This window comes from Bradyrhizobium sp. CCBAU 53340 (assembly GCF_015291645.1).
Taxonomy (GTDB): domain Bacteria; phylum Pseudomonadota; class Alphaproteobacteria; order Rhizobiales; family Xanthobacteraceae; genus Bradyrhizobium.
In genome coordinates, this window is sequence record NZ_CP030055.1 from 5,607,551 (window position 1) to 5,628,417 (window position 20,867).

The 20,867-nt window shown below is 64.6% G+C and carries 17 protein-coding genes and 1 pseudogene; 3 read left to right on the forward strand and 15 right to left on the reverse strand.

Annotation, left to right across the window (positions count from 1 at the left end):
* Window positions 1-159: 159 nt before the first annotated feature.
* From eutC to XH89_RS26530, 3 genes are all read right to left on the reverse strand, one after another.
* A complete protein-coding gene (eutC, locus tag XH89_RS26520; protein WP_194463316.1) occupies window positions 160-945 on the reverse strand; it encodes an ethanolamine ammonia-lyase subunit EutC in 786 nt (261 codons plus the stop codon).
* The gene (locus XH89_RS26525) at window positions 942-2,528 is read right to left on the reverse strand and encodes a B12-binding domain-containing radical SAM protein (protein ID WP_194463317.1); all 1,587 of its coding nucleotides are present in this window, start codon (window positions 2,526-2,528) and stop codon (window positions 942-944) included. Before XH89_RS26525 ends, eutC begins: the two co-directional genes overlap by 4 nt.
* A 162-nt stretch (window positions 2,529-2,690) precedes the next feature.
* Window positions 2,691-4,073 carry an ethanolamine ammonia-lyase subunit EutB gene (locus XH89_RS26530; RefSeq protein ID WP_194463318.1) on the reverse strand — a complete coding sequence of 461 codons (1,383 nt, stop codon included), beginning with the start codon at window positions 4,071-4,073 and terminating at the stop codon, window positions 2,691-2,693.
* Between the two features lie 308 nt (window positions 4,074-4,381).
* Here XH89_RS26530 and XH89_RS26535 point away from each other — a divergent pair, with 308 nt between their 5' ends.
* Window positions 4,382-6,112 (forward strand): methyl-accepting chemotaxis protein, encoded by a 1,731-nt coding sequence (locus XH89_RS26535; RefSeq protein WP_194463319.1) that lies wholly within the window; start codon window positions 4,382-4,384, stop codon window positions 6,110-6,112.
* A gap of 59 nt (window positions 6,113-6,171) precedes the next feature.
* Here the strand turns inward: XH89_RS26535 and XH89_RS26540 are convergent, their stop codons facing one another.
* From XH89_RS26540 to XH89_RS26550, 3 genes and pseudogenes are all read right to left on the reverse strand, one after another.
* A complete protein-coding gene (locus XH89_RS26540; protein WP_194463320.1) occupies window positions 6,172-7,650 on the reverse strand; it encodes a hypothetical protein in 1,479 nt (492 codons plus the stop codon).
* A 260-nt stretch (window positions 7,651-7,910) separates the two neighbouring features.
* Window positions 7,911-8,927, reverse strand: a complete 1,017-nt coding sequence (locus tag XH89_RS26545; RefSeq protein ID WP_194463321.1) for a zinc-dependent alcohol dehydrogenase family protein — start codon at window positions 8,925-8,927, stop codon at window positions 7,911-7,913.
* Between the two features lie 22 nt (window positions 8,928-8,949).
* Window positions 8,950-9,342, reverse strand: a pseudogene (locus tag XH89_RS26550) (cupin domain-containing protein); the annotation flags it as partial.
* A gap of 145 nt (window positions 9,343-9,487) precedes the next feature.
* Here XH89_RS26550 and XH89_RS26555 point away from each other — a divergent pair.
* A complete protein-coding gene (locus tag XH89_RS26555) occupies window positions 9,488-10,396 on the forward strand; it encodes a LysR family transcriptional regulator (RefSeq protein WP_194463323.1) in 909 nt (302 codons plus the stop codon).
* 291 nt (window positions 10,397-10,687) lie between these two features.
* Here the strand turns inward: XH89_RS26555 and XH89_RS26560 are convergent, their stop codons facing one another.
* From XH89_RS26560 to XH89_RS26570, 3 genes are all read right to left on the reverse strand, one after another.
* Window positions 10,688-12,253 (reverse strand): cation/acetate symporter ActP, encoded by a 1,566-nt coding sequence (locus XH89_RS26560; RefSeq protein WP_194463324.1) that lies wholly within the window; start codon window positions 12,251-12,253, stop codon window positions 10,688-10,690.
* A 9-nt stretch (window positions 12,254-12,262) separates the two neighbouring features.
* A complete protein-coding gene (locus XH89_RS26565; protein ID WP_194463325.1) occupies window positions 12,263-12,556 on the reverse strand; it encodes a DUF485 domain-containing protein in 294 nt (97 codons plus the stop codon).
* A 95-nt stretch (window positions 12,557-12,651) separates the two neighbouring features.
* Window positions 12,652-13,599, reverse strand: coding sequence for a LysR family transcriptional regulator (locus XH89_RS26570; protein WP_194463326.1), 948 nt, complete (start codon window positions 13,597-13,599; stop codon window positions 12,652-12,654).
* 166 nt (window positions 13,600-13,765) lie between these two features.
* On the opposite strand from XH89_RS26570, the gene XH89_RS26575 reads away from it, so the two are divergent.
* Entirely contained in the window at window positions 13,766-14,809 is a 1,044-nt protein-coding gene (locus XH89_RS26575; protein WP_194463327.1) for a carbon-nitrogen hydrolase family protein, read from the forward strand.
* 37 nt (window positions 14,810-14,846) lie between these two features.
* On the opposite strand, the gene XH89_RS26580 is transcribed toward XH89_RS26575, so the two are convergent.
* The 6 genes from XH89_RS26580 to XH89_RS26605 form a co-directional block, all read right to left on the reverse strand.
* Window positions 14,847-15,338 carry a septal ring lytic transglycosylase RlpA family protein gene (locus tag XH89_RS26580; protein WP_194463328.1) on the reverse strand — a complete coding sequence of 164 codons (492 nt, stop codon included), beginning with the start codon at window positions 15,336-15,338 and terminating at the stop codon, window positions 14,847-14,849.
* Window positions 15,339-15,686: 348 nt separating this feature from the next.
* Complete coding sequence (locus XH89_RS26585) at window positions 15,687-16,913, reverse strand: acyl-CoA dehydrogenase family protein (protein WP_194463329.1); 1,227 nt, start codon at window positions 16,911-16,913, stop codon at window positions 15,687-15,689.
* A gap of 165 nt (window positions 16,914-17,078) precedes the next feature.
* A complete protein-coding gene (locus XH89_RS26590) occupies window positions 17,079-18,290 on the reverse strand; it encodes an ABC transporter substrate-binding protein (protein WP_194463330.1) in 1,212 nt (403 codons plus the stop codon).
* Window positions 18,291-18,402: 112 nt separating this feature from the next.
* Window positions 18,403-18,627, reverse strand: coding sequence for a hypothetical protein (locus XH89_RS26595; protein WP_194463331.1), 225 nt, complete (start codon window positions 18,625-18,627; stop codon window positions 18,403-18,405).
* Window positions 18,628-18,649: 22 nt separating this feature from the next.
* Window positions 18,650-19,225 carry an HdeD family acid-resistance protein gene (locus XH89_RS26600; RefSeq protein ID WP_194463332.1) on the reverse strand — a complete coding sequence of 192 codons (576 nt, stop codon included), beginning with the start codon at window positions 19,223-19,225 and terminating at the stop codon, window positions 18,650-18,652.
* A 102-nt stretch (window positions 19,226-19,327) separates the two neighbouring features.
* Window positions 19,328-20,851 (reverse strand): FAD-dependent oxidoreductase, encoded by a 1,524-nt coding sequence (locus XH89_RS26605; RefSeq protein WP_194463333.1) that lies wholly within the window; start codon window positions 20,849-20,851, stop codon window positions 19,328-19,330.
* Between the last annotated feature and the right edge of the window lie 16 nt (window positions 20,852-20,867).

The following is a 20,867-nucleotide window of genomic DNA, read 5'->3' on the forward strand; positions in this document are numbered from 1 at the left end:
CCCGCGAACGGCTTGAAAACGCCATACCAATGGGAGGCTTGCCCGTTGAAAATGCGCGGAAAATCGCCGGCAGCGGTTTAGCAGGTCAAGCGCCCTTCTCGCAAGCACGCCGGGAGGCTCCGAATCGATCAAGATGCGGCGATTTTGCCGGAATGCCCGTCATTCCGGCAAAGCCGAGCCAATTCGACGCGGCGCGCGGTCGGCGCTCTCGTCCTTGAGCGTGACGCCGGTGACCTGGCGTGCCAGCCCCTCGCGGACCAGCCAGGCGATCTTGCAGGCCGCCTCGTCATAGCTCAACCCAGCCTTGTGGATATTCGACACGCAGTTGCGCTCGGCATCGGTCAGGCCGGGCTTCGGCGCGAAGGTCAGATAGGCTCCGAGGCTGTCCGGTGCTGATAGCCCCGGCCGCTCGCCGATCAGCACCAGAACCATGTGGGCGCCGAGGATGGCCCCGATCTCGTCGCCGAGCGCGACCCGCGCGCCTGAGGCGACGACGACATGGCCGATCGCGACGGCCTCACCCTCGCCGAGCAGCGGCAGCAGGCTTTGCAGCAGCGCGACGGCATGGGCATGGACCGCCGCGGCCGACAATCCGTCGCCGATGACGATCGCAAGCTGGCACGGTGCGCTGGCCCTCTCCGCCAGCGCCGCGGCAGAGCCGGCATCGAGCTGCCGTCCGAGATCGGGCCGGCGCAGATAATCCCCGCGATCGGGGGCCCGGCTGCTGACCTCGGTTGCGGCAAGGCCGAGCGCCCTCACCGCGACAGCCAGATGCGGCGCGTCGAAGGCGGCATGCACGGCATCGCGGGCGCGCGCATGGGCCAGCGTGAAATCGAGCAGCGGCTTTGTCGGCAGGCTCGCGCCACTGCGCCCGAGCGCGACGCGCGCAGGCGTGAACGACCTGAGATCGATGGTCGGGCGCGCCGGAACGGGCTTGTCGCTCATTCGGCGGGAACGGATGCTTCGCGCAGCCGGATCGAATAGTTCGAGGCGTTCTGCTTGCCGCTGGTGGCCGCGCGCGCAAAGGTGATGAGATGATGCGCGATCATGGTGCAGCCGATCAGCCCTTCGATGTCGCCGCGCTTGATGCGCCCCAGCGCAAACTTCCAGAACACGCGCCTGTAATTGCCGAGCACGCCCACCTTCCAGAAGATGTTGCGGAGCATGACCAGGCCGCGCCTGATATTCGGCCAGGTCTTCATCTCGTCCGGCACCGGCATCTTCAGGCGATTCACATAGACGTTGTCGCATTGATACTGGAAGCGGGCGTAGACCTTCTCGGGCTCGTAGGCGACGCTCATGGCGTGCTTCCAGGACGCGACGACCTCGTCATAGGGCAGCAGGAAATCGACGTTGGAATCGCGGCCGTCGTCATCGACCAGACGCCCTTCCTTTTCCAGACGGTCCCACAGCGGCGTCTTCGGCAGCGCCTGGAGCAGGTTGATCGTGAGCAGCGGAATGCGCGATTCCTCGACGAAGCCGAGCAGCGCCTCGGTCGTGTTCGGTTTGTCGGTATCGAGGCCCATGATGATGCCTGACACCACCTCCATGCCGTAGGAGTTGATGGTGCGCACGCCCTCCAGGATCGGGACCATCATGTTGTGGTCCTTGTGCATCGCCTTCAGCGCGTCGGGATCCGGCGTCTCGATGCCGCAGAAGATGGTGATGAAATAGGCCTCGCGCATCTTCTCGAGGATCTCAGGGCGTTTTGCGATGTTGAGCGTCGCCTCGCAGGCGAGCCGCATCACGTAGCCGGTCTTCTTCTGCCATTCGATCAGATGGGGCAGCAGATCCATCGCCGCCTTGCGATTGCCGATGAAATTGTCGTCGACGAAATAGACCGTGTCGGTCATGCCGCATTCGCGCAGGCGATCGAGCTCGGCGATGATCTGCTGCGGCGTCTTGATGCGCGGGTTGCGGCCGTACAGGCCCGGGATGTCGCAGAACTCGCACTGATAGGGACAGCCGCTGGAGTACTGGATACTGCCGAGGAAGTACCGTTTCACGTCCGCAAGTTCATAGGCCGGAATCGGAAACTCCGTCATCGGCACGCGGTCCTTGGTGGTCAGCACCACCTGACGCTCGGGACGCGAGGTATCGCGCGAAAGAATTGCGATCAGCTCGTTGGTGGCGTCGCCGAGCTCGCCGACATGGAGATAGTCGAACGACGGATAATAGTCCGGGCAGGCGCTGACTGAAGGACCGCCGAGCGCGACCGGCAGGTCGAACTCATGGGCGCGGCGGCAGATGTCGTTCATCTGCTGGCGCTGGATGTGCATGCCGCTGACGAACACGGCTTCCGCCCATTCGAACTCGTCCTTGGTCGTCGGGCGCAGATTCTCGTCGACGAATTTGACCTGCCATTCCCTAGGCAGATAGGCCGCGAGCAGCAACAGGCCCTGCGGCGGCATGAAGGCGCGGACGCCGTCCGTCAGCGGATAGGCGTGCTCGAAGGTGCCGAAGGACGACGTGTAGCGCGGGAAAACGCAGAGGATATGCCGGATCGTTCCGTTGCTTTCAGCGCGCATCGAACTTCCCCCAACCACGTTCCACTGATGGTACTGACGAGGTCACCAGACACATAGCGTAACGCTGCGACCGGATTTCCTCAATATTATGGCACCGAACTAATTCGTGAGACGCGCCAATGGTTTCCCGGGTTCACGCCGATGGGCGGAGGTTTTTTCGCACTACGCGATCAGCCGGGAGGCAAAATCGGGCAACAGGCCTGCGTCACCGGCAAGCCGGAAGTCGGCGCCGGCAATCCCCGTCTGCGCCAGCCAGTCGTCGAACTCTGGCGCGCGGGCCGAACCGAAGACGTCGCGGACATAGAGCGCGTCGTGGAACGAGGTGGACTGGTAGTTCAACATGACATCGTCGGCGCCCGGCACCCCCATGATGAAGGTGACGCCGGCAGCCGCGAGCAGCGTCAGGAGGTTGTCCATGTCGTCCTGGTCCGCCTCGGCATGGTTGGTGTAGCAGATGTCGACCCCGAGCGGCAGGCCGAGCAACTTGCCGCAGAAATGATCTTCCAGCCCCGCCCGGATGATCTCCTTGCCGTCGTAGAGATATTCCGGACCGATGAAGCCGACGACGCTGTTGACCAGCAATGGCGCATAGGCCCGTGCCACCGCATAGGCGCGCGCCTCGCAGGTCTGCTGGTCGACGCCGTGATGGGCGCCCGCCGACAGCGCCGAGCCCTGGCCGGTCTCGAAATACATCACGTTGTCGCCGACCGTGCCGCGCTTCTGAGATAGCCCGGCCGCCTGTGCCTCCTTCAGCATGGCAAGATCGATGCCGAAGCTGCGGTTGGCGGCCTCGGTGCCGGCGACCGACTGGAAGACGAGATCGACAGGCACGCCCTGCCCGATCAGCGACAGCGTCGTCGTGACATGAGTCAGCACGCAGCCCTGCGTCGGAATCTTCAGCCGCGCGATGATCTCGTCCAGAAGCCGCAGCAACTGGGCGATGACGGCCGGATCGTCGCTCGCCGGATTGATGCCGATGCAGGCGTCACCGGCCCCGAGCAGCAGGCCATCGAGAATTGAGGCGGTGATGCCCCTGGCATCGTCGAAGGGATGGTTGGGCTGGAGCCGCGTGCTCATCCGGCCCTTCAGGCCGATGGTGTTGCGGAAGGCGGTCGTGACCTCGCATTTCCGCGCCGCCAGGATCAGGTCCTGATTGCGCATCAGTTTTGACACCGCGGCTGCCATCTCCGGCGTGACGCCGGGCGCGAGCTTGCGCAGGACCTCCGGCGTGGCCGCGTCCGACAGCAGCCAGTCGCGGAAAGCTCCGACCGTCAACGAGGAGACCTGCGCAAACGCCCTGGCGTCATGGCCATCGATGACGAGGCGGGTGACCTCGTCGGCCTCGTAGGGGATGACCGCCTCGTTAAGGAATTGACTTAAGGGAACGTCCGCGAGCGCCATCCGTGCGGCAATCATCTGCTTGGCGCTGCCCGCGGCAATCCCGGCCAGCCGGTCGCCGGAACGCGGCGGCGTCGCCTTGGCGAGGAGGTCGCGCAGGTCGGGAAAGGTGTAGGTCGTGGCGTCGATGGCGTGGCGGTAGACCAAAGGCCCCTCCGGGGTTCATCGGCCAGTGGCCGAGTCCAGACGATCTTGAAGGCAATCCCGGCGGCAGGGAATAGGCGCTTGGCGGCCTTCCGTGCTTGCCGATGTCGGAACAAGCTGCGCAACCGCCTGACCGCGACCCGCCGGGAGCCGCTAAGGCTGAGGCAACGGGCTGAAATGACGCGTATTTCCGCGGAGGCCGGCTGCTGCCCGCGTTAACACCACATCCACCTTCGTTCTGCATAATTTTGCATCAGTTTTACATAACCGTGCTCACCGGCCGCCGCTGGCCGTTCCAGGCCCTGAACACCATGACATCAAACCGATCCGGGAATGCCGCCAGTCTGGCTGGGCGTTTCACACTGACCACCAAGCTCTACGCGATCTTCGCGCTATTCGCCGTGCTCACTGCGGCGATCGCGATTCTATCCGATTACAACAGCCGCCGCAGCGCCGATCTGACCAGCGCGATCGAGACGGCGAATGCGGCCGCACTGAACGTCGAGCGCGTCAACTCGCTGGTCTATGCGGTGGTGATGGAATCGCGCGGCGTCTACATGTCGACGGACCCGAAGGTCGTGAAGAAGTTCGGCGACGGGCTGCTGAAGTTCAACGATCAAATCCTGGGCGTGGTCAAAGGCTGGGAGAGCATCGTCAAGGCTGACGACGCCGAGCAATTCGCGACCTTCAAGAAGCGCATCGAGCAGTTCGTCGAGTTCCGCAAGGAGCTGGTGCGCCGCGGCGTCGAGATCAATGCCGCCGCGGGTCGCGAATGGGGCGACAACGACGCCAACCGCGCCGTACGCTCGGCGCTGAACAAGGATCTCGAGGCGCTGTCCAAGGTCTATGCCGAGCGCGCCAAGCAGATCGCGCAACAGACCGAGACCAACCGCACGCTGTCCTTTATCCTGACCTGCCTCGGCGGCGTGGCGCTGGCGCTGGTCGTGATCGGCATCATCATCATCGCCCGCTCGATCGCCCGGCCGCTCGCCGCGATCACGGCCACTATCAAGCAGGTCGCCGACGGCGCCGAGAATGTCGTGGTGCCGCACGCCGGCCGCGCCGACGAGATCGGGGCGCTGGCCCGCGCCATCGAAGTGTTCCAGGGCGCGATGGACCGCAACCGCAACCTCGCCTCGCAGGTCTCGCAGGACTCGGCCACGCGCGAAGAGCGCGCACACCACATCGAGCAATCCGTCGAGGCGTTTCGCGAAGCGATCGGCGCGATCATGCGTGGCCTCAGCGACAATGCCAGTGTCATGCGCGAGACCGCGCAGACTATCACCCGCGTCACGGCGGACGCGAACAGCCGCGCCGGCATGGCTGCCAATGCCACCGAGCGGGCATCGCACAATGTCACCGCGGTGGCGGGCGCGGCCGAGGAGCTGTCCACATCGGTCGAGGAGATCGGCCGCCAGGTGCGGCAGAGCGCGGGCGCGGTCGAGCAGACCGGCCAGCGTACCGAGAAGTCGATCGCCGAGATCGAGAGCCTCGCGGCCGCCACGCAGCGCATCGACGGCGTGCTGACCCTCATTCAGACGATCGCCGAGCAGACCAATTTGCTCGCGCTCAACGCCACCATCGAGGCTGCGCGGGCCGGTGACGCCGGCCGAGGCTTTGCCGTCGTCGCCCACGAGGTCAAGGCGCTGGCGGGACAGACCGCGAAGGCGACCGCCGACATCAGCGAGAACGTCGCGATGATCCAGTCATCCACCCGCAACGCGGTCGATGCGGTGCGCGAGATCGGCGGCGCGGTGCGCGAGATCAACGAGGTCACCACGGCGATTGCCGGTGCCATCGGCCAGCAGGACCAGGCCACGCGCGAGATCTCCTCCAATGCGCAGTCGGCAGCCCAGGGCAACGAGACGCTGGTCGCCAACATCACCTCGCTGCGCGATGCCATCGGCGAGACCGATACGGCGGCAGCGTCCGTGCTGACGGCGGCCAGCAGCCTGACCGCGACCGCGGACACGCTGTCGCGCGAGGTGGAAAAATTCTTCCAGAACCTGCGCGCAGACAACCGCCTCGCCAAGGCGGGATGACAGCACGTCCACCGGCCCTGCAGGGCCGGTGATGCCCCTCGTCGCGTTCGACGTGCCCGTCAACGCACCAGCGAAGGCGCCATCGCCGCCCTGCTCTTGGATTGATCGACGAAGATCCTGACGCGGCCGACGTCTTCAACTTCGCGGTAGCGACTGAGCTCCGCCTGGAGCTCGGGATCCGACTTGGCCCAGGCCAGCCAGTCGAACGGCATCGCATTCAGCAGAACGGTATCCACGAGGATCACGTCCGGCCGGCCGTCCCGCAGGTCCGCGAGCAAGTGCCGCCGCTCGAAATCGATGATGCCGTCCAGCTTTGCCCGCTCGCGTTGAGCGAGCTGCGGGTTCTTCTGCAGCAGTGTCGCGCCGGCCGCCAACACTTGCACGCAGGAATGGCCCACCCAGGTGCCGTTGATCCGGCGGACCAGCGGATGCCCCAACGCCACGTGATCGCCGATGGTGATCAGCCGCGGATGCGGTGCGAGGGCCTCGACGCGCTCGTCCAGCGCCGGAAACGGCCGCACCTCTATCGACAAGCAGGACACGACGAACATGATGAAGGCGAGAGCTCCGATCATGCCCGGCAACCGCAGGGTCTTGGTGCGGGCCAGCAGCAACGGCGCAGCGACCGCAAACATGCACAGTGCAAACGCCGTGTAGGTCCAGTGCTTGCCCTGGAGAACGAAGCTCGCGGCGCCGCCGACTGCCGCGGCCAGCCACGGCGTCGCATCACCGCCCAACTTGAAGTCGCGGGGCGCGAGCAGCCGCAAGAGCGCGATGGAAGCGGCCAGCACGATGACCGGGAATGGAAGCAGATCGCCGAGACTCATCCGCAACGGCAGATACGCGGCCGTGACCATCGGCGCATATGTCAGCAGGTAGTCGGGAAAGACGATGGCGAGGATCGCCCCGTAGCCGATGACGATTGCAGCCGCCGTCAATACTTCCGGAGAGAACAGCGGCCTCGGAGACCGTTGACGGAAGACGGCAAGGAGAACCGGAAGTCCGACGACGAGAGCAAGATGGGGCTTGATGCTCATGGCCAGCCCCGCGCCCAGTCCCGCCAGGACGGCAACCGGTCCAGGTGCAAGACCGCGCCAGCGGATTGCCGTGACGGCGACGAAAGGGGTCAGTGCAATGACGGCGATGTGTTCACGTTGTCCGAACACGCCGCTTGGAAGAATTGCGAACAGGAACGCGAGCAGGCACGTCGCAACGATCCTCTCTCCGGCTCCCAGCTCTGCCGCCGCAGCGGCACGATCGATCATCAGCAGCGCGACAACGATCTCGATCATGATCAGGACGATCACGATGATCTCGGGCGCCATGCCGGTCAGTCGCGCAAGCATCAACGCCGGCATATACAGATAGACCGACAGCGGCGGATTCAGTTCGAAAACGTCGACACCGAGCTTGGCGCCGTCCAGAACCTTCTCGCCTTCGGTCAGCAGGCAGCCCAGATCGGCGTTGAGGATGGCAGGTAGCTGAACGAGCAGCGCGATCGCGAGGATCGCCGCCACGATCGCCCAACGCAGCCTCATGCTGAGATGGTTTACCGGCATACCTAAGGCGTGACCGCTTGTTGTGATGCCGGCAGAAGCGCTCGTCCCGAGCGGAAGCGGTCTGATCTCTTTCAACTGGGTGAACCTGCCGTGGCGTCCTCGGGGCCACTCTCAGCCAGCAGTCGTTACTATTGTGCTACGATGATCGAATGCGTATGGCCCTTGGGTTCCCGGCTGCCCCCGGTCCGATCCGCCGCCGACGTGAATGAATCCGGGGCCTCCGGGAGCGTGCTCCGCCCTCACACCGTGAGCAGCGTCTTGATCGCGCGGCGCTGGTCCATCGCCTTGTAGCCTTCGGCGACCTGGTCGATCGGCAGCGTGAGGTCGAACACCTTGCCCGGCTGGATCCGGCCATTGAGCACCCGATCCATCAGATCGGGCAGGAACCGCCGCACCGGCGCCGGACCGCCCAGCATGCGCCGCTGCCCGAAGAACAACGCCTGGCCATCGAGGGTCACGCCATGGGGAACGCCGACATAGCCGATCGTGCCGCCGGGCCGCGTGCATTCGAGAGCCTGCGACATCGCTTCCTGCGTGCCCACGCATTCGAGCACCGAGTCGGCGCCGACGCCGCGGGTCAGCTCCTTGACGCGCGCAATGCCGTCTGCGCCGCGTTCGACGACGATATCGGTGGCGCCGAACGCCCGGGCGAGATCCTGCCGTGTCTTGTGGCGGCTCATGGCGATGATGCGCGCCGCGCCCATCTCTTTGGCGGCGAGCACGCCCATCAGGCCGACGGCGCCATCGCCGACGACCACGACGGTGGCGCCTTGCTTCACATTCGCAGCATCCGCCGCATACCAGCCGGTGCCGAGCACGTCGGAGGTCGCAAGCAGATGCGGGATGAGATCGCTCCCCGGCATCTCCCGCGTCGCGACCAGCGTGCCATCGGCGAGCGCCACGCGCGCGTAAGGCGCCTGCGCGCCTGACATGAACTCGCGCTGCTCGCATGAGGACTGGAAGCCGAACTTGCAGTGCGGACAGGTGTTGTCCGACAGGCAGAACGAGCCGACGACGAACTGACCGGGCCTGATGGTCCGCACCGCACTGCCGATTTCGACGACCACGCCGCAATATTCATGGCCCATATGTGTCGGCCCGTCCTGCGGTTGCAGGCCGCGATAGGGCCAGAGATCGGAACCGCAGATGCAGGTGGCCGACAGCTTGATGATGGCGTCAGTTGGGTGAATGATCTTCGGATCGCTGACGCTTTCGTAACGGATATCGCCGGGTCCGTGGAGAACGGTTGCTTTCATTGTCATGCTCCTTTGGCGGCGGGGCGCCGTACTGCTCGTCCGTCACCCGTTCCATCCATGTGACGGGGTTGCCGTCGAGCGATTCCTGAATCGCGATATGGCTCATGGCAGGCGTCGCAGACGCGCCATGCCAGTGCTTCTCGCCGGGTTCGAACGAGACCACGTCGCCCGGCCGGATGTGCTCGATGGGCCCGCCCCAACGCTGCACCTGGCCGAGGCCTGAGGTCACGATCAGCGTCTGGCCGAATGGATGGGTGTGCCACGCCGTGCGCGCACCGGGCTCGAAGGTGACGTGATTGCCGGCGACGCGAGAAGGATCTACCGCCGGAAACAAGGGATCGATACGGACCGTGCCGGTGAAATAGTCCGCCGGAGCCCGGGCCGAAGGCTGCGCGCCTGCTCGCCGGATTAGCATCTGTACCTCCTTGGCGCGGGCGATCCTGTCGTGTGCGAATGACCGGGGTCCATGCTCAGGGCCATACGTAGCGCCGCCTGCAGCGTTCGATTAGCCGATATAATTTGCTTGCATTAATCGATCTGGGCCATGAATAGTGACAACCATGGCAGCTCAGGATTTCAACGACCTGCTGGCTTTCCTGGCCGTCGCCCGCGAGCGCAGCTTCACCAGGGCCGCCGCGAAACTCGGCGTCGTACAGTCGACGCTCAGCCATACGATCAAGCGGCTGGAATCGCAGATGGGCCTGCGGCTTCTCACCCGCACGACCCGAAGCGTCGGCCTGACCGAGGCCGGCGAACGGCTCCGGCAATCCGTTGCGCCCCGCATCGATGAGATCGAGCGCGACATCGCCGCGTTGATGTCGCTGCGCGACAAGCCGTCCGGCACGATCCGGATCACGCTGTCAGAGCACGCCCTGACGAAGGCCGTCTGGCCGAAATTGGCCGAGGTCCTGAAGACGTATCCGGACATCAGGGTCGAGTTCGACATCGAGACGGCTTTTCGCAACATCGTCGAGGATGGCTTCGACGCGGGTATCCGCCTCGGCGAGAGCGTCGAGAAGGACATGATCGCGGTCCGCATCGGCCCGGATTGGCGGCTCGTCGCGATCGCCTCGCCCGCATATCTGAAAGAGCATCCGAAGCCGAAGCACCCGCAAGACCTCCTGCAGCACATCTGCATCAAGCGGCGCGCGGCAGCCGGCGGACACTATGTCTGGGAGTTCGCCAAGAACGGTCAGGACCTCAGGGTCCGCGTCGAGGGACAACTGACCTTCAATGAGTCCCACGCGATGATCGAGGCCGCCATCAAGGGCTTCGGCATTGCCTATGTCCCCGAAGACATGGTGACGCAGTACGTCCGGTCCGGCGAGCTCGTCATCGTGCTCGACGACTGGTCACCGACCTTCGACGGCTACTATATCTATTATCCAAGTTCGCGACAGAACTCGGCAGCCTTCAAGGTGATCGTCGACGCACTCCGGCATCACCAAGCGCGAAGAAAGCGCGGCTGACCCCGCTGATCCGCGCATCGACAACGAAAAGCCCCGGCACGCGGGCCGAGGCTTGCGATCCAGCTCGCGTACATCCGGCGAACCAATCGTCGAGGGGAAGACTAGCCGCCAATTTTGAACAGATGATGACGAGATTTAGCCCGACAAAATGTCGCGGCGGGCGGAACCGCATCACTCAATTGCGTCGCGAAGATGAGGATGGGTTGTCGGCTCGTCATGCCTTCATCATCCATCGGCGCGCCCGAGCCTGCAATGGGCGGTCGTATCCAGCGCCTTGGCCGGCGGCCCGGCCTAGTCCTGCCGCGCCGGGACCGGCTGCGCGTTTCCGAACAGGATGCGCTCCTGCATGGCCGCGAAGGTCGCATCCGCATTCGTCTCGGTCGTCAACAGCGAAACCACGATCGCAACAAGGAACGACAACGGCATGCAGATAATGGCCGGGTTGCGCAGCGACACGAACCACCAGGCGTTTTCGACCTGCGCCAGCGACTTGCCGAGGACGTCGACCTGGATGGTCGGCGACAGCACGATGAGCAGCAGCGAGCTCAGCGTTCCCACCAGAATGCTGGCTACTGCGGCCGAGGTCGTGAAGCGGCGCCAGGTGATGGCGAGAACGAGCGAGGGGAAGTTGGCCGCGCACGCCACCGAGAAGGCAAGTCCCGCCATGAAGGCCACATTCTGGCCTTCGAAGGCGACCCCGAGGACGACGGCGAGCAAGGAGATCAGGACGGTTGCGATGCGCGCGACCTTGAGCTGCTCGGTCTCGGAGGCGGTGCCGTTACGCACCACGTTGGTCCAGACGTCGTGGCACAGGGTGGCGACGCCGGACAAAGTGAGACCGGCAACGACTGCGAGCATCGTCGCGAACGCCACCGCGCAGATGAAGCCGAAGAAGGCGTTGCCGCCGACGGCGAGCGCAAGCAAGGGCGCCGCCATATTGCCGCCACCGCCCGCCTTGGTTACGGCCTCGGGGCCAACCAGCACCATCGCGCCGAAGCCAATGATGAACACCATGAGATGGAAGAAGCCGATCAGGCCTGTGGCATAGAGGATCGAGAGGCGCGCCGCTTTGGCGTCGCGCACTGTGTAGGCCCGCATCAACACATGCGGCATCGCGGCCGTCCCGAACATCAGGCCGAGGCCGAGCGAAACCGCATCCCATTGCCCGGAGACCACCCGCGAACCGGGCTGCAGCACTTTTGCTCCGTACTTCTGCGACGCAGCTGCAAACAGTTTCAACGGATTCATGTCGAAATGGGTCAGCACGAGGAAGGCGAGCAGCACGCCGCCCGCCATCAACAGCGCTGCCTTGACCACCTGCACCCAGGTGGTGGCAAGCATGCCGCCGAACAGCACGTAGACCAGCATGACGCTGCCGACCAGCACCACCGACCATGAGTAGGACAGGCCGAACAGCAGCTTGATCAGCGATCCCGTCGCGACCATCTGCGCGATCAGATAGAACAGGATCACCGCGAGCGTCCCGACCGCCGCCGCGACCCGCACCGGCCTTTGCCGCAAACGATAGGCCACCACGTCCGCGAAGGTGAAGCGGCCGACATTGCGCAAGGGCTCGACGATCAGGAACAGGATGATCGGCCAGCCGACCAGCCAGCCGATCGAGTAGATCATGCCGTCGAAACCGTTCGAGGTGACTATGCCGGCAATGCCAAGCAGCGCGCCGGCGCTGAGAAAGTCGCCGGCCAGCGCCCAACCGTTCTGCCAGGGCGTCACCTCGCCGCCGGCCGCGAAGAAATGTTCGGTCGTGCGCGTGCGCCGCGCCGCCCAGTAAGTGATCAGAAGGGTGAGCGCCATGAAGGCGAAGAAGAAACCGATCGAGATCGCGTTGCTGCCCATGTCGTCCCCCTATCGATCAAGATCGCGCAAGGCCGGGTCAAACACCCGGTTGGCCCACAGCACATAGACGAGACACAGCAGGAACGAGCTGACGATGACGAGCGGACCGAGCAGGATGCAGAGCGACAATCCCGGCCCCAGCAACTGGCCCAACAGCGGCTTGTCGAATGCAAACAGCGCCATGAACGTGAAGTAGATGACCATCATCGCGGCGCTCAGGGCGAGCGCGAAGTGGAGCCTCTGTTTCGCCAGCGCGCCGGCTTGCGCCCTCGCCTCAGTCGCCGTGTCAGTCCGTGCGTCCATGGGGACCCCGATGTTGCGCTGCCGGTCTAATGGGCGGGTCAAACGCCGCCGCCGGTTGTTCCAAGCAGCTTCGGGTGCGCTCGCAACAAAGGGAACTACGGATTTTTGCAATCTGCCGTGCGGATCTGCGGCATGGCTGACAGCCCCAGCTGCATGTCCGGGTCGTTCTTCAGCGTGTTGCGCAGAAACGCACGGACGGCGCGGATGCGCGGGGCGAACTGAAGATCGCTGTGCACATTCAGCCAGACCTCGCGGCTGGTCGCGGCAAGACCTGGCAGCACCGGAATGAGGTCCGGCCGGCCGGCGATGGCGAAGCTCGGCAACAGCACGATGCCGAGCCCGCCCGCGGCGGCGTTCATCTGCGCAATCATGCTGTTGGAATGGAAGGCGATACGAGGCTCCTCGACGACATCGTTGAGCCACCGCACCGAATCCACCTGGATCAGGTCCTCGATATAGGAGACGAACCAGTGCTGCTCGAGATCGCGCAGGCTTTCAGGCCTGCCGTGGCTGTCGAGATAGGCCCGGCTGGCATAGAGGCCCAGCCCGAATTTGCCGATCCTTTCCGAAATCAGGCCCGGCCCCGGCGGCTGAAAGAACGACACAAACAAATCAGCTTCGCGCTTGTGGACATAGACCGTCTGCGCCGAGGTCACGAGCTCGACGGTCAATTGCGGCATGGTCTTGCGCAAACCGCTGAAGCGTCGCGCCAGGTACAGCGAGGCAATGCCCTCCATCGTCGCCAGCCGGACTGTGCCAGCGAGCCCTTCGGTGTCGCCGATGCTGGCCTCTTCGTGAATGGCGATGATCGCGCTCTCGACCTTCTCGGCATGGCGCAGCAGCCGCTCGCCAATCTCGTTCAGCTTCAACCCGGTGCGGTGGCGCTCGAACACGGCCGTGCCGAGCGAGGCTTCCATCTGCGCGATGCGCCGGCTCACCGTCGAGTGATCGAGCCGCAACCGCTTGGCGGTCTGGCTGAGATTGCCGGCGCGAGCGGCGTGCAGGAAGACGCGCAAATCATCCCAGTTGAGCGTGTCGAACATCGCGGGCTCCTCGTGAATTCCGGCAGGCGGTGCAATTCCTGTTCCAGATGCGCCGACCGATCCTCTGCAACCGGGCTTGCGATAATTCCTATCTACAGGACCGAATGGACGATGATACCGGACCGGTCGATCAGGACGCCAGGAAGATTCACGTCAGGAAGATCCCATGCTCCCCCGTTTCAAGGCTGCCGCCGTCCACGCCGCACCCGTCTTTCTCGACCGCACTGCAACCACGGAGAAGGCCATCGCGATCATCCGCGAGGCTGCCAGAGCCGGCGCGGAGCTGATCGCCTTTCCCGAGACCTACATCCCGGCCTTTCCGGTCTGGGCCGCGCTCTGGGCGCCGATCGACAACCATGATCTGTTCGTTCGCATGGCCGAGCAATCGGTCCTGATCGACGGCCCGGAGGTCGCGCGGCTGCGCGCCGAAGCGCGGGCGCTAGGGGTGATCGTCTCGATCGGCATCAGCGAGCGCTCGTCGGTCAGCACCGGCGGATTGTGGAATTCGAACCTCTTGATCGGAGACGACGGCGAAATCCTGGTCCATCACCGGAAGCTGGTGCCGACGTTCTACGAGAAGCTGGTCTGGGCGTCGGGCGACGGCGCCGGTCTCAAGGTGGCGGACGGGCGGCTCGGCCGGATCGGCGGCCTGATCTGCGGCGAGAACACCAATCCGCTGGCCCGGTTTGCGCTGATGGCCCAGGGCGAGCAGGTGCACATCTCGAGCTGGCCGCCGATGTGGCCGACGCGTCGGCCGAGCGGCGGCGGCAATTTCAACAACGTTGCGGCCAACCGCATCCGCGCCAGCGCGCATTCGTTCGAAGCCAAGGCGTTCGGGATCATCACCGCCGGATATATGGATGCGCCGATGCGCGCCTTCCTGATCGCGCGGGATCCCACCGTCGCCGAAGTGATCGACCAGACGCCGCGCGCTGCGAGCTTCTTCGTCGATCCGACGGGTGAGGCCTTCGGCGACACGTTCCAGGACCAGGAAGGCATCGCCTACGCAGACATCGATCTCAACAGATGCGTCGAACCGAAGCAATTCCACGATGTCGTCGGCTACTATAACAGGTTTGATATTTTTGATCTCTCGATCGACCGGACGCGGCTTGTTCCGGCGTACTTTTCCGACGAGGCGGCACGGCCGCCAGCCGGGGCCGCGCTGCTATCGACCGATCAAGTCAAAGTCGTGGACGGAGCGCTGTGATCAACTCAACGCGTGCGCCGTCACACCGTCAGAATCGTCAGCCAACCGGCCCCGCCGTCCAATTGTCGCCGGCCAGCGGCCTGACCGTGACGTCGGGAAGCACGCCGCGCTCCATGCTGGGATCGAAATGGCGCATGGTCCGCTCGTTGAGATCGATGATACGTCCGGGCCTGAGCGGCCCCACGTCGTTGATCTTGACGATGACCTTCTTGCCGACGGCCTCGACCAGCGCGTATTTCGGCCGTGCGCCGAATTGAACCCCACCAAATTTCTGCCGCAAGCTCGTCTTGATGGCGGCTGTCCACACCTCTGGATCATATCGCTCGCCGGAGGCTGTTTTCGGTCCACCCTCCTCCTTGCCGGGCTTGAACGGATTATACGAGGAAGCTGCGCCAACGATCTTATCGCCACAGGCGGCGTCGACGAAAGCGCTTGAATGATCCCCAACTGTTTCACTTCGCGCAGCACTGACAGAAACGGCAAGCGCAACCAGGGCGCCGCACATCGCGGCGCTCGAGCGGAACTCCATTACAACTCCTTTGATTTTCCGTCCGGCTCCCGATGCCGCAGACGATGGGCAAGCGAACGCGTCAGCGTTTTCGAACTTGCGCCAATCTCTCGCGGATTCGTGCCACTCCGTGGCCGCGGAACCGTTGCGAGAACCTGAGCAGTTCCCGCGTCGTGTTTTTGTTGTCGCCGTCTAAGACAGAGAATGAGTCAGCAACATGACCCGCTGGGCCGACCCCCGGAGTCTTACGCGCCCAGCTGTGACGATAACTGCGCAATGCCCGTAAAAGCCGCAGTGACGTGACGCTTCAGAACATGGCGCGCCTCGTTGTCGCGCAACAGGCGGCTCTAAAGCGCGATGAGTTCAGCTCTAGCCTCCGCCGACGCCAACGACTCCACCGTGCTTGATCAGCTCCTTGCCCACCGCGGCAAGGTGCACCTGGTCCGGGCCGTCGCCGATGCGGATGAAGCGGGCATAGACATAGGCGCGTGCGAGGAACGTGTCCTGCGAGACGCCGGCGGCGCCGTGAATCTGGATGGCGCGGTCGATGACGCGGGCCGCCATGCTCGGCACCACGATCTTCGCGGCGGCGATCAGATCACGCGCGGCCTTGTTGCCTTCGCGGTCCATCTTGTCGGCGGCCTGCAGCGTGAGCAGCCGCGCCTGCGTGATCTCGCAGAAGGAATGCGCGATGTCCTCACGCACCGAGCCCTGCTCGGCGAGTGGCTTGCCGAAGGCTGTGCGCGACACCGAGCGCTGGCACATCAATTCCAGCGCACGCTGGGCACAGCCGATCAACCGCATGCAGTGATGGATGCGGCCGGGGCCGAGCCGGCCTTGCGCGATCTCGAAGCCGCGGCCCTCGCCGAGCAGCATGTTCTCGGCGGGAACGCGAACATTCTCATAGACGATCTCGGGATGGCCGACCGGCGCGTCGTCATAGCCGTAGGTGAGCATATCGCGGACGATGCGCACACCCGGCGTGTTCCGGGGCACCAGGATCATGGATTGCTGGCGATGGCGGTCGGGATCATCAGGGGCGGTCTTGCCCATCACGATCAGGATCTCGCAATCCTCGTTCATCGCGCCCGAGGTGAACCATTTGCGGCCGTTGATGACGTAGTCGTCGCCGTCGCGCCTGATCGCGCACTGGATATTGGTGGCGTCGCTCGAGGCGACCTGCGGCTCGGTCATCGAGAAGCCGGAGCGGATGCGCCCTTCCAGCAGCGGCTTCAGCCAGCGCTCCTGCTGCGCCTTGGTGCCGTAGTTCGCCAGCACCTCCATGTTGCCGACATCGGGCGCCGAGCAGTTGAACACCTCCGGCGCCCAGAGGATGCGGCCCATGATCTCCTTCACGGGGGCATATTCGAGATTGGTCAGGCCCGGTCCGTGCTCGCCTGACAGGAACAGGTTCCAGAGCCCCTGCTCCCGCGCCAGCCGCTTCAGATCCTGCAATATTTGCGGTGTCTTGTAGCGCGCGGCTTCCGGCTTCACCTGCTCGTAATAGAGCTCCTCGACCGGCTCGACATGCGCGCGCATGAACTGGCGGACGCGCTCTTGCAGCTCCAGCGAACGGGCGGAGTGTTGGAAGTCCATGGCGGTCTCTCCACAAGCACGAAGTATCGTAGGGTGGGCAAGCGAAACGTGCCCACCATCTCTCGCGAATCATGAATAGGTGGTGGGCACGGCGCAAGTGCGCCTTTGCCCACCCTACGATACCGGAGCCAGTGGAGAGCCCGGCGACCAGACTCGCCGCCTGCCTCACGTCCCCTTCAGCAACTCGCTCGCCACCACCCAGTCATTGCCGTCGAACTGCAGCATATAGCCGTCCTTGATCGGGCGGAAATCCTGCGGTGTGGTGTTGAGCGTGATACCGGGCAGCAGCAGCGACAGCGGCACGCTCTTCAGGTTCGAGGCCTGCGCCATGATGTTCTCGCGCGTCAGATCGTCCTTGCACTGCCTCAGCACCACCACCAGCGCTTCGGCGACCGTATAGCCGTAGAGCGCGGCGACGTTGTTGATGTCGGCATTGGGCAGGCGCCGCTTCATGAAGTCGATATAGGCCGACATTGCCGGATCGTCCTTCGGCTCGGCCGTGAACGGTTTGAGCGAGCCGAGCGACAGCACGCCCTTGCCGGCATCGAGGCCGGCCGGCGCCATCACGGTCGCCTTGTTGGCGCAGCCGCTCGCGAGGAAACGCGTCGGCTGCCAGCCGACCTCATGCGCCTTCCGGATCGCCTGCGCGCAGGCGCGCGGCGTCACGGAATAGATCATAAAGACGTCGGCCTTGGTGTTGGCGAGCGTCAGCACCTGGGAATCGACGGTGGGATCGGTGACCTCGAAGCTAGAGGCCATCGCGATCGCCTTGTCCGCGTCAGCACCGAGCGCTTCCTTGACGCCGCGAAAATACTCCTTGCCGGCATCGTCGTTCTGATAGAGCACGGCAAAGCGCGCGTTCGGATTCTTGGCGCGGGCATAGGCAACATCGATCGCGGCCTCGCTGGTGTAGTTCGGCGCCCAGGGCAGCGCCATCGACCATGGCATATTTGTGGGATCGTTCCATTTCGAAGCCGAGCTGATCAGAAAGAGCTGCGGCACCTTGTTGCTGTTGAGATATTTTGCGATCGCCGAGCTCGGCGCCGTGCCCATGGTCGCGAAGATGAAGGCAACGCCCTCGCCTTCGACCAGCCGCCGCGCGGCTTCCATCGTCTTCGGCGGCGAGAAGGCGTCGTCGAGCGAGAGCAGATTGAGCTTGCGGCCGTTGACGCCGCCCTTCTCGTTGACCTCGTCGAAATAGGCCGCGAGCACCCGCCCTGTGATGCCGAGCGGCGAGGCCGGCCCGCTATAGGGCATGGTGTTGCCGATCTTGATCTCGGTGTCGGAAACCCCTGGACCGTAGGATTTTTGTGCGGAGGCAGGCGCGGACAGACATGCGGCAGCCAGCGCTGCGGCCAGGACCAAAGCGGCTTTCATGGTTTCTCCCCGGAGCTTATCGTCCGCGCGAAGCGATTGCGTGGCGTGCTGCGTTTTGCCAGCGCGTCAGCTCAGCGAAGTTCCGCGGGATGGTCTTGCGTCGAGTTGCTGGTTACTCGGCGCCACGCTTCGATCCCGCATAGGAACGCCGCAACAGCGCGAACAGGCTGCCGCCGGTCGCCGCTCCCAGCAGGTAGACGACCAGGGTCTGGACCGCGAGCGGCAGGCTGAGATTCATCCTGAAGAAGGAGATCGTGACCGTCTCGAAATTCTGCGCGGCAAAGATCACCGTCGCGGCAGCGAACAGAACGATGACGGCGATGTAGAGCCAACGCATCGCGTTCCCCTTCCCGTCCCGCCTAGTGCCGCCGTTTCAGGCTGAAGCCCAGGCCCACCCAGCCCGCGCCCGCCATGATCAGGTCGATGCCGAGGAACAGGCCGAGGATGTAGACGCTGTTCACCGGCCAGCGCGCCACGATCAAGAGACCGAGCAGCAGCGTGATGGCGCCAGACAGCGCGACCCACACCCACGGGCTCTCGCGCTTCATGCTGAAGGCGAGAAACAGCCTGACGGCGCCCGACGCGATCAGCGATATGCCGAGAAACAGCGTCAGCAGGACTGCCGCGAACAGCGGATTATCGAAGGTGAGGATGCCGGCGATGACGTAGAGCACGCCGAGCAGCACCCAGACCAGGAACTTGCCCCAGCTCTTCATCTGGAAGGCGCCAATGATCTCGGCGCCTCCGGCAACGATCATCATCGCCCCGACCACGATCACGCTCGCCACCGTCGCCATCACCACGCTGCCGAGCGCGACGAAGCCGGCGATCAGGTAGACGACGCCAAGGGCGACAATCCAGCCCCATTTGCCATGCAGCGCCGCAATCCCGGAGCCCAGGCCGGGGTGGGAAGAGGTATCCGAAGCAGACGTCATGACGCATCTCCTGCATGTGATGCCCCAGAGCACATCTCAGGATAGCACGTGCCGGGACTACAGCCAGCAGAACAGCCCGACGGCCGCCAGCGTTGACGCAGATCAAGCGCGCGACCGCTCCATCTCGAGTTCGGCCTTGAGGTTGTCGAGATCGCGATAAATCGAGGCGACCGCAAGCACCCGGCCATCCTTGCGGTACTTCAGCAGGCAGTCCTTGTCCTTGATGCTGCCGTCGACGTCGATGTCGTCAAAGCTCTCGGCGTGGCCGACATAATTGATCGGCACGTCGTAATGCTGGCTCCAGAAGAACGGCACCGCGTCGAAGCGCTCGCGCCTGCCGAGCATGTTGCGCGCCGCGGTCTGGCCCTGCCGCTCCGCGACCACCCAGTGCTCGACGCGGATGGTCTGCCGCGAATGCGGATCGGGCCAGCGTGCGATGTCGCCGGCAGCGAAGATTCCGGCGACGCTGGTTTCGAGATATTCGCTGACGCTGACGCCGCGATCGGCCGCAAGCCCGGCGTGCTCGGCCAGCGCAAGGCACGGCTTGACGCCGATGCCGACCACGACGAGATCGGCCTCGATCACGGCGCCGCTCTTCAGCGTGGCGCGGATGCCGTCGAGCTTCTCCACGGTGTCCTTGAGGTGAAAGTTGACACCGTTCTCTTCGTGCAGCGCGCGAATGAAGTCGCCCATCTCGGGCCCGAGCACCTTCTGCATCGGCCGCTCCTCGGGCGCGACCACATGCACCTCGATCTTGCGCGCCCGCAAGGACGCCGCGACCTCGAGGCCGATGAAGCTGGCGCCGATCACCAGCGCGCGCTTGGCACTGCCTGCGGCCTTAATGATCGCGCGGCTGTCGGCGACGGAGCGCAGGGTATGGACGTGCGGCTGGTCGGCGCCTGATATCTGGAGCTTCACCGGCTCGGCGCCGGTGGCGAGCAGCAGGCGATCGAACGGAAGCCTGTCGCCATTGCCGAGCGTCACGCTGCGTGTCTTCGGGTCGATCGCCGAGACGTTGGTGTTGAGCCGCAGATCGATGCCGGCGTCCTGATAGTAATCCTCGCCCCGCAGCGGCAGCCAATCCTCCGGCGCGTTGCCGGCAAGGTAATCCTTGGAGAGATTGGGACGATCGACCGGCATCGCGCCGTCATTGCTAAGCATGGTGATGGCACCGGCAAAACCCTCGCGGCGCAGCGTTTCGGCCGCCGCAAAGCCGGCCGCACCGCCGCCGACGATGACGAATTTTTCCGGGGTCGACGCGCTGCGATGGGCTGTCGACGGTTTGGCCGCCTCGCGCTTGCGCGCAACGACGATCCTGTCCCGATCGCGCGTGACATCCCACGCCGCCAGCGCGTTCAGCGCCGGCGGACGCATTGCCTCGCCCGACTGCAGGGAGAAGCAGGCATGATGCCAGGGACAGCGGATGGTGTCGCCAACCACGAGCCCTTCGGCGAGCGGACCATGGTAATGGCTGCAAAGAGGCTCGATCGCAAAGATCTCGCTGCCGGCCTGTACCAGCAGGACATCCTCCCCGCCGACATGGCCGAGCAGCTTGCCGTCCTTGAACGCGCTCAGCGACACGCCCGTGGTCAGGTCGGGACCGCTCGGCTTCTTGTCGTCGGTCATAGTTGCCTCCTTGGCG